This window comes from Nocardia sp. NPDC055029 (assembly GCF_053608525.1).
Genome location: NZ_JBSGVQ010000076.1, coordinates 1 through 9,090 on the forward strand (window position 1 = coordinate 1; position 9,090 = coordinate 9,090).

At 69.4% G+C, this 9,090-nt stretch carries 7 protein-coding genes; 3 read left to right on the plus strand and 4 right to left on the minus strand.

What is annotated here, in order from left to right; translation table 11 throughout:
* Window positions 1-142: 142 nt before the first annotated feature.
* The 4 genes from bioD to ACWF9G_RS34075 form a co-directional block, all read right to left on the minus strand.
* Window positions 143-811 (minus strand): dethiobiotin synthase, encoded by a 669-nt coding sequence (bioD, locus tag ACWF9G_RS34060; protein WP_452520332.1) that lies wholly within the window; start codon window positions 809-811, stop codon window positions 143-145.
* Complete coding sequence (locus tag ACWF9G_RS34065; RefSeq protein WP_452520334.1) at window positions 808-1,962, minus strand: 8-amino-7-oxononanoate synthase; 1,155 nt, start codon at window positions 1,960-1,962, stop codon at window positions 808-810. The genes bioD and ACWF9G_RS34065 overlap by 4 nt, the downstream gene beginning before the upstream one ends.
* 35 nt (window positions 1,963-1,997) lie before the next feature.
* A complete protein-coding gene (locus ACWF9G_RS34070) occupies window positions 1,998-3,275 on the minus strand; it encodes an adenosylmethionine--8-amino-7-oxononanoate transaminase (protein WP_452520335.1) in 1,278 nt (425 codons plus the stop codon).
* Between the two features lie 64 nt (window positions 3,276-3,339).
* Window positions 3,340-3,789 (minus strand): MarR family winged helix-turn-helix transcriptional regulator, encoded by a 450-nt coding sequence (locus ACWF9G_RS34075; RefSeq protein WP_452520337.1) that lies wholly within the window; start codon window positions 3,787-3,789, stop codon window positions 3,340-3,342.
* Window positions 3,790-3,824: 35 nt separating this feature from the next.
* On the opposite strand from ACWF9G_RS34075, the gene ACWF9G_RS34080 reads away from it, so the two are divergent.
* The 3 genes from ACWF9G_RS34080 to treY all read left to right on the plus strand — a co-directional run bounded on the left by ACWF9G_RS34080 (window position 3,825) and on the right by treY (window position 8,999).
* Complete coding sequence (locus tag ACWF9G_RS34080) at window positions 3,825-4,382, plus strand: cupin domain-containing protein (RefSeq protein WP_452520339.1); 558 nt, start codon at window positions 3,825-3,827, stop codon at window positions 4,380-4,382.
* Between the two features lie 67 nt (window positions 4,383-4,449).
* Window positions 4,450-6,570 (plus strand): glycogen debranching protein GlgX, encoded by a 2,121-nt coding sequence (gene glgX / locus ACWF9G_RS34085; RefSeq protein ID WP_452520341.1) that lies wholly within the window; start codon window positions 4,450-4,452, stop codon window positions 6,568-6,570.
* 8 nt (window positions 6,571-6,578) lie between these two features.
* A complete protein-coding gene (treY, locus tag ACWF9G_RS34090) occupies window positions 6,579-8,999 on the plus strand; it encodes a malto-oligosyltrehalose synthase (RefSeq protein ID WP_229740398.1) in 2,421 nt (806 codons plus the stop codon).
* Window positions 9,000-9,090: the final 91 nt, after the last annotated feature.

The following is a 9,090-nucleotide window of genomic DNA, read 5'->3' on the forward strand; positions in this document are numbered from 1 at the left end:
CAGCCTCGGGAGGCTCAGCAGTTCGGCACCGGGTCGGTGTCCGTGTCGCTCTGACTCGAATTAAGTTACGCAGCCACGAACGCGAAGTCAAATCGGCTGGTCAGAGCCGGTTTTGGACACCGTCCATGATCATCGGGGTCGATCATGGACGCCAGTCCGCAGGAAACCAGCTCGGAGCCGCGGCAGCGAAGCGGTCACGGTCCCACTGCCCGGCGCCGGCGGGGACTGCGCCGAGCAGCCCGGTCTCGGTGACCCGGGGCAGGTCGTCTCGATTGCAGAGCGAGGCGAGGTCGGGTTCCGTCGGCCAGGATCCGATGACCAGCCCGGCGCAGGGCACGCCGGCCGCGGCCAGAGTGCGCGTGGTGAGTTCACTGTGGTTGAGGGTGCCGAGTCCGGCGGCGGCCACGACGAGAACCGGTGCGCCGAGCTTCTGCGCGAGGTCGAGCAGCGTGAACTCCCCCATCCGGACGAGCAGCCCGCCCGCGCCTTCGACCAGGACCAGGTCGGCGTCGCGCAGCGCGTCGACCGCGGCGACGGTCTCGTCGAGGGACAGCAGGGGCATGCCCGCGCGCCGGGCGGCGGTATCGGGGGCGAGCGGTTCCGGGTAGCGGGCGAGTTCGAGGGTGCGGGTCACGCCGGACAGCCGGGTGATCTCGGCGAGGTCACCCGGTTCGTCGGGGGCGATGCCGGTCTGGGCGGGCTTGCATACCGCGACCGACCGGCCCGCAGCCTGGGCGGCGGCGGCCACGGCCGCGGTGACGACCGTCTTGCCGACATCGGTCGACGTGCCGCTGATCAGCAGGAGGCTCATGCCGTCACCACTTCCTTGCCGCGAGCCTGGGCGAGCACCTCGCCGAGGACGTCGGCGATGACGTCGAGTTCGGTGGGCGTGAGGTTCGCGCGGGCGGTCAGCCGCAGGCGGGAGGTGCCTTCGGGGACCGACGGCGGACGGAAGCAGCCGACGTCGAGGCCGCGGGCCCGGCAGGCCTGCGCGGCGTCGAAGGCGAGCTGGGCCTCGCCGAGCACGACGGAGACGACCGCGGATTCAGGTTCCGGTACCCCGGCGATCCGCGCGATATCGGCCGCGCGGTCGAGCACCCGTGACGCCATCGCTGGGTCGCGGCGCAGGAGACCGAGCGCGGCGCGGGCCGCGCCGACCGCGGCGGGAGCGAGGCCGGTGTCGAAGATGAAGGTGCGAGCGGCGTCGATCAGGTGGGCACGGATCCGCGCGTCGGCGAGCACGACCCCACCCTGGGCGGCGAACGCCTTGGACAGGGTGGCGGTGATGACGAGGTCCGGTTCACCGGCCAGGCCCATCTCGTGGACCAGACCGCGACCGCCCGCGCCGCGCACACCGAGCCCGTGCGCTTCGTCGACGATGAGGACAGCGCCGTTGGCCCGGCTCACCCGGTGCAGGTCGGCGAGCGGAGCCAGGTCGCCGTCGGCGCTGAAGACCGAGTCGGTGAGGACCAGCGCGCGTTCTTCGGGGCGCTCCACGAGCAGGCGTTCGACCGCGGCGACATCACGGTGCGGGGCGATCTCGACCCTGGCCCGCGAGAGCCTGCACGCGTCGACCAGCGAGGCGTGACTGCCCGCGTCGGAGACGACGAGGGTGCCGCGTCCGGCGAGCGCGGTCACCGCGCCCAGGTTCGCGGCATAACCGGACGCGAACACCAATCCCGTTTCCGCGCCGACGAATTCGGCCAGTTCGGCTTCGAGCTGCGCGTGTTCCGCGGTCGTCCCGGTGACCAGGCGGGAACCGGTGGACCCGGCACCCCAGCGGCGCACGGCGGCGATCGCGCCCTCGACGACCTCGGGATGGCGGACCAGTCCGAGATAGTCGTTGGAGGCCAGATCGATCGCGGGCGACTCGGCGGCGCGCACGCGCAACTGCCTGCGTAGCCCGGCGTCGACCCGCTCGGCCGCGCGCTCGTCCAACCAGTTCAATGGATCCGTAGTCACAGGTGAGGAGCTTACTTGAACACCGTTCAGGGGCGTCATCCGAGCGAGGCCTTGATCGCGGCGCGCACGGCGCCGGTGATGGTGGCGATGTCGTCGGTGGTGCTGATGAAGGGCGGCATCGTGTAGACGAGATTGCGGAACGGGCGCAGCCAGGCGCCCGCGTCGACGGCGGCGTCGGTGGCCGCGCGCATGTCGACCGGTTCGGTGAGCTCGACGACGCCGATCGCGCCGAGCACCCGTACGTCGGCGACGCCAGGCAGTCCGGCGATCGGTTCCAGGCCCACCCGCAGCTCGGACTCGATCCGGGCGACCTCGCCGCGCCAGTCCCGTGAACGCAGCAGTTCGATCGAGGCCACCGCGACGGCGCACGCCAGCGGGTTGCCCATGAAGGTGGGCCCGTGCATCAGACCGCCGTGCGCCGCGCTGATCGTCTCGGCGATCCGGGCGGTGCACAGCGTGGCGGCGAGGGTGAGGTAGCCGCCGGTCAGCGCTTTGCCGACGCACATCACGTCGGGCGCGACGCCGGCGTGGTCGGCGGCGAACAGCGCGCCGGTGCGCCCGAATCCGGTGGCGATCTCATCGAAGACGAGCAGGACGTCGTTCTCGTCGCAGATCCGGCGCAGTTCGGTGAGATAGCGCGGATCGTGCCAGCGCATTCCGCCCGCGCCCTGGACGACCGGCTCGACAATGACGGCGGCCAGCTCGTCGCGATGGGCGGCGACGGAGCGTTCGAGTTCGGCGACGTAGTCGCGTTCGAAGCTCACCGGTGGCGTGGGGACGAAGACCTGCTCGGTGAGAACGTCGGTCCACAGCGTGTGCATGCCGCCGTCGGGGTCGCACACGCTCATCGGGGTGAAGGTGTCGCCGTGGTAGCCGCCGCGCCACGTCAGCAGCCGGTGCTTGCCCGGCTTGCCGACACCGCGCCAGTACTGCAGGCACATCTTCGCCGCGACCTCGACCGAGACCGAGCCGGAATCGCAGAGGAACACCTTGTCCAGCCCCGCCGGGGTGATCTCGACGAGCAGCTGGGCGAGCCGGGTCGCCGGTTCGTGGGTGAGGCCGCCGAACATCACGTGACTCATCCGCTGCGACTGCGCGAGCAGCGCGGCGTCGAGCACCGGGTGCCGGTAGCCGTGCACGGCCGCCCACCAGGAGCTCATCCCGTCGACGAGCTCGCGACCGTCGGCGAGAGTGAGCCTGGTGCCCGCCGCGCTCGCGACGACCAACGGTTCGGTGGTCGCGGGGAAGCCGCCGTAGGGATGCCAGACGTGGTCGGCATCGAGAACGGTGATCTGCTCGGGAGTCAGGTCCACAGGTTTCCTCGTCGTCGTCCGGTGCCGCCGGGGCGACGGCCTTGAACACCGTTCAAGTTATCACCTACGGTTCGCGGCCGACGGGCTGATCGGCGACGACTCCGGGAATGCGCGCCAGCGCGGTGCGAACCTCGCCGAGTGTGACCCCGCCGAGTTCGGCCGCGATCGCCTCCTCGATCCGGCGAATGTGCTCGCCCGCCAGGGCGAGAGCCTTGGCGCCCGCCGCGGTCGCGACGATCAGCCGCGCCCGCCGGTCCGCCGGGTCGGGGCGGCGCTCCACATAGCCGGATCGCTCGAGGTGCGTGACGAGTTCGCCCATCGACTGCTGAGTCATCCCCGCCGCCTCGGCGAGCGCGGTCACCCGCGAGCCACCCGGTTCCAGGTACCGGAACACGGCGTAGTGCGCGGGCCGCAGATCGGTCCCGAGCCCGGCACGCAGCCGATCGTTCAGCTCGCGCTCATAGGCATCGGTCGCCTGGACCAGCAGTTTCAGCAAGGTCGGGGGTCGGTCCATTGACATAATACGAAGGTTACCTTTATACCTGGACTATGGCTGACATCGGCACCGTCCTCACCTTCCGCAACGGGCATCGCGTGACACTGGTCGACCGTGGCGCCGACGACCAGGGCGCCTATCTGCGGCTCGAGCACGTGCTCCCCCACATCGGGCGCGAAGCGGGCCCGCACTGGCATCCCGAGCTCAGCGAGACCTGGACGATTCGCACCGGCCGGGTCCGGTTCCGGATCGACGGCACCGAGATCGTCGCCGGACCGGGCGACACCGTGACCGCCCCGCCGCGCGCCGTGCACGAGTTCTGGAACGAGGCCGAAGACACGGTCATGGATCACGTCATCCGCCCGCCGCTGCGGCACTGGGAGATGTTCGAGTTCTGGAGCGGTCTCGACAACACCCACCGGACCACCGCGAGCACACTGCCACGCAACCCACTCGCCCTCGGCCTGCTCTGGGAGTACCAGGACGGCTACCTGGCCGGTCCGCCCGTGCCGTTGCAGCGGCTGATCTTCGGCGGGCTGGCAGCGCTGGCCCGCCGCACCGGCTACGCCCGGCGGCTGCGCGCGGCCACGGGCGGGCCCGATGCCCACTGACCAGGCGTGACGAAGCACCCACCGCACATCCGCGCGGGCGGGGACCGGATTCCTCTACTGTCGTAGCATGTCGAGCCCGAACGACCGATCCGGTGAGGTGACCCCACTGGGCGTCTGGCCCGGCACCGCCTATCCGCTGGGCGCCACCTACGACGGCGCGGGCACGAACTTCTCGGTGTTCTCCGAGGTCGCGACCAAGGTCGAACTGTGCCTCATCGCCAAGGACGGCTCCGAGACCAGGGTGAATCTCGACGAGGTCGACGGGTACGTCTGGCACGCCTATCTGCCCGCCGTCACGCCGGGTCAGCGGTACGGCTTCCGCATCCACGGCCCCTATGAGCCGGAGCTCGGCCTGCGCTGCGATCCGAGCAAATTGCTGCTCGATCCGTACGGGAAGGCCTTCGACGGACAGTTCGTCAACGATCCGTCGCTGTATACCTACGGACTGGATTCGCTGGGCCACACCATGACCGGGGTGGTGATCAACCCGTTCTTCGACTGGGGCGCCGACCGGCCGCCGAAGCGGCCGTATCACGAGACGGTGATCTACGAGGCGCACGTCAAGGGCATGACGATGACGCACCCCGACATCCCCGAGGAACTGCGCGGCACCTACGCGGGCCTGGCGCATCCGGCGATCATCGGACATCTGAAGAGCCTGGGCGTCACCGCGATCGAGCTCATGCCGGTGCACCAGTTCTTCCACGATCACGTGCTGACCGATCAGGGCTTGCGAAACTACTGGGGCTACAACAGCATCGGCTACCTCGCCCCGCACAACCAGTATTCGGCCCGACCGCGTGGCGATGCCGCCGTCGCCGAATTCAAGGCGATGGTGCGCGCGATGCACGCCGAGGGCATCGAGGTGATCCTCGACGTGGTCTACAACCACACCGGCGAAGGCAACCATCTCGGCCCCACCCTGTGCCTGCGCGGCATCGACAATGCCGCGTATTACCGGCTCGACGAGACCGACCCGGAGCTCTACAAGGACTACACCGGCACCGGTAACAGCCTCAATGTGCGGCATCCGCACACGCTGCAGCTGATCATGGACTCGCTGCGCTACTGGATCCTCGACATGCACGTCGACGGTTTCCGGTTCGACCTGGCCGCGACGCTGGCGCGCGAATTACACGACGTGGACCGGCTTTCCGCGTTCTTCGACCTGGTGCACCAGGACCCGATCGTGAGCCAGGTCAAACTGATCGCCGAGCCGTGGGATGTCGGCGAGGGCGGCTATCAGGTCGGCAACTTCCCGAGCCTGTGGACCGAATGGAACGGCAAGTACCGCGACACGGTGCGCGACTACTGGCGCGGTGAACCGGCCACGCTGGGCGAGTTCGCCTACCGGCTGACCGGCTCGTCGGACCTGTACGAGTCGACCGGCCGTCGCCCTGGCGCGAGCATCAACTTCGTCACCGCGCACGACGGGTTCACGCTGCGGGATCTGGTGTCCTACAACGAGAAACACAACGACGCCAACGGCGAGGGCAACCGCGACGGGGAGAGCTACAACCGGTCGTGGAACTGCGGCGTGGAGGGCCCGACCGACGATCCGGCGATCCTGGAATTGCGGGCCCGCCAGCAACGCAATCTGCTGGCCACCCTGATCCTGAGCCAGGGCACGCCGATGCTGGCCCACGGCGACGAGATCGGCCGCACCCAGCTCGGCAACAACAATGTGTACTGCCAGGATTCGCCGCTGGCATGGATGGACTGGTCGCTGGCGCGGACCAATGCCGACCTGCTCGAGTTCACCCGCTCGGTGATCGCCCTGCGCACCTCCCATCCCCTCTTCCGGCGACGCCGTTTCCTGGCCGCAGGTCCCGGTGACGGACAGGACCGCAAACGCGAGATCGCGTGGTTCACGCCCGGCGGTGCCGAGATGACCACCGACGATTGGCACAGCGGCTTCGGCAAGTCCCTGGCCGTGCTGCTCGACGGTGACGGGATCCCCGAACCGGGACCGCGGGGCGAACGCATCAGCGACGATTCGTTCCTGCTGTGCTTCAATGCGCACGACGAAGCGCTCGAGTTCGTGCTGCCAGGACCGGAGTTCGGTGCCGAATGGACGCTTGCCCTGGATTGTTCGACCCCCACCGGCACGGCCGACGGGGTCCATCCCGCGGCCGCGTCGCTCCCCGTCCCCAGTCGCTGCCTGCTCGTCCTGCGCCGAACCGCCTAGCCGAAACGATGACCGAGACCTACGTGACCGATCCGCTGACCCTGCTGCATCGCGCGCCCATCCGGCCGAGCACGGTGCGCAGTACCTACCGGCTGCAACTGCGGCCGGACGCGCTCACCTTCGCCGATGCCCGTGCCATCGCCGAATATCTGCAGCAGCTGGGTATCTCGCATCTGTACCTGTCGCCGATCCTCACCGCGACGCACGGCTCGACGCACGGGTACGACGTCACCGACCCCACCACGGTGTCGGCGGCCCTTGGCGGCCCGACCGGTCTCAAGGCGCTCTCGGACGAAGTGCGCAGTCGCGGGATGGGTTTGATCGTCGACCTGGTGCCCAATCACGTCGGCGTCGCCGATCCGCGGCAGAACCCGTGGTGGTGGGACGTGCTGCGCAACGGACAGAAATCCAAGTACGCCAGGTACTTCGACATCGACTGGAGTCCCGGTAACGGCGCGGGCGGCCGGTTGGCGCTGCCGGTGCTGCAGAACGAGAACGACCCGGCCGCGCTGACGGTCGACCGGTCGGGGCCGGAACCGATGCTGGCGCTGCATGATCTGCGGTTCCCGATCGCGCCGGGCACCGACGGTGACAACGCGCTGCGCATCCACGACCGCCAGCACTACCGGCTGGTGAGCTGGAAGGCAGGCGTGTGCACCTACCGGCGGTTCTTCGCGGTGAACAGCCTGGCCGCGATCCGCCAGGAGGACCCCGAGGTCTTCGAGGCGACCCATCGCGAGCTCGCCGCCTGGTGCGAACATGATCTCATCGACGGTGTGCGGGTCGACCACCCGGACGGCCTGTCGCACCCCAGCGCGTACCTGACCCGGCTGCGCAGGCTGATCGGCCCGCAGCGGCTGCTGCTGGTAGAGAAGATCCTCGCCAACCGCGAACCCCTCGACGCGACACTTCCGGTGGATGGCACCACCGGGTACGACGCGCTCGCCGATCTCGGCGGTGTGCTGATCGACCCGGCGGGCGAGGCGACGATGACCGAGCTGTCCCAGCACGTCGCCGGGCACGGCAGCGACCGGGCGTGGTTCGGCGAGACCGAGCACCGGATCAAGCGCGCGGTGGCGGAAACCATTCTCGCGCCGGAGATCCGGCGGCTGGTCGCCGCGATCAAACGCGACGGGAACGCGGGCAGTTTCGACACGCTCGCGGTGAGCAACGCGACCATCGAGGTGCTGGCGTTCATGCCGGTGTACCGGGTGGACTACGCGCCGCTGGCCGGGATCACCGCGGCCGTGGTCGCCGAGGTGGAGAAGCGCAATGCCGAGCTCACCGCGCCACTGTCGGTGCTGGTGACCGCGCTGGCCAAGGGCCGCGAGGCGGCGACCCGGTTCTCCCAGGTGTGTGGCGCGATCACCGCCAAGTCGGTCGAGGACACCATGTTCTACCAGGGCGCGCGGCTGGTGTCGCTCCAGGAGGTGGGCGGCAATCCGGCGCGATTCGGCCACTCCGTCAACGACTTCCACCTGTCCAACAGCGAACGCTCGCAGCGCTGGCCCGCGACCATGACGACCCTGTCGACCCATGACACCAAGCGCGGCGAGGACGTGCGCGCCCGCATCGGGGTGCTGTCGCAGGTGGCCGACATCTGGTCGCAGCGGGTGCGCGGCTGGCTGGAGACTACGCCGGCACCAGACGGTGCGACGGCATTGTTCCTGTTGCAGAACATGTTCGGGGTATGGCCCGCCGACGGGCGGCCCGCGTCGTCGGTGCCCGGTCTGCGTGATCGGCTGCATCTGTTCGCGGAGAAGTCGATTCGCGAGGCGGGTGTCAAGACCTCGTGGGAGGAGCCGGACGCGCAGTTCGAGGCGGCGGTGCACGGCTGGCTGGACGCGGTGATCGACGGTCCGGTCGGTACCGGTATCGGCGATCTGGCTCATGAGCTCGCACCGCATGCCTGGTCGGATGCGGTGGCGCAGAAGCTGTTGCAGCTGTGCGGTCCCGGTATCCCGGATATCTACCAGGGCACCGAACTGTGGGAGGACTCTCTCGTCGACCCCGACAACCGGCGCCCGGTCAATTTCGCGGTCCGCGCCGGTTTGCTCCAATCCCTCACCGAGCCACCGACCTTGGACACCACGGGCGCGGCGAAGATGTGGGTGGTCGCCTATGCGCTGTGGTTACGCAGGGAGCGGCCGGAGTGTTTCGTCGGCGGGATCTATCTGCCGCTGTATGCCGTCGGGGAGCACGCGCAGCGGCTGGTCGCCTACGGTCGCGGACCGGCGGGCGAGGCGCCCGAGGTGATCGTCGCGGCGACCAGGCATTCCGTGGGGCTCGCCGCGACCGGCTGGCTCGATACGACACTGCAACTGCCGGAAGGCAATTGGATCGACCGGCTGACCGGCAACACCTTCGCGGGCAGCGTCCGGATCGACAAGCTGTTCGCCCGTCTCCCGGTCGCGCTACTGGTGCGCTGATATTCGCTCACGGCCGGGCAGCCGCTCGTCGGGAACGGCCATGTCGATGACGGTACGCCGCACGAAACGCGGGGCCACGATATCGTGGCCC

Coding starts and splice junctions, on each gene's coding strand:
- bioD (WP_452520332.1), bottom strand. CDS start 811: ATGAGCCTCCTGCTGATCAGCGGCACGTCGACCGATGTCGGCAAGACG.
- ACWF9G_RS34075 (WP_452520337.1), bottom strand. CDS start 3,789: ATGGACCGACCCCCGACCTTGCTGAAACTGCTGGTCCAGGCGACCGAT.
- ACWF9G_RS34080 (WP_452520339.1), top strand. CDS start 3,825: ATGGCTGACATCGGCACCGTCCTCACCTTCCGCAACGGGCATCGCGTG.
- glgX (WP_452520341.1), top strand. CDS start 4,450: ATGTCGAGCCCGAACGACCGATCCGGTGAGGTGACCCCACTGGGCGTC.
- treY (WP_229740398.1), top strand. CDS start 6,579: ATGACCGAGACCTACGTGACCGATCCGCTGACCCTGCTGCATCGCGCG.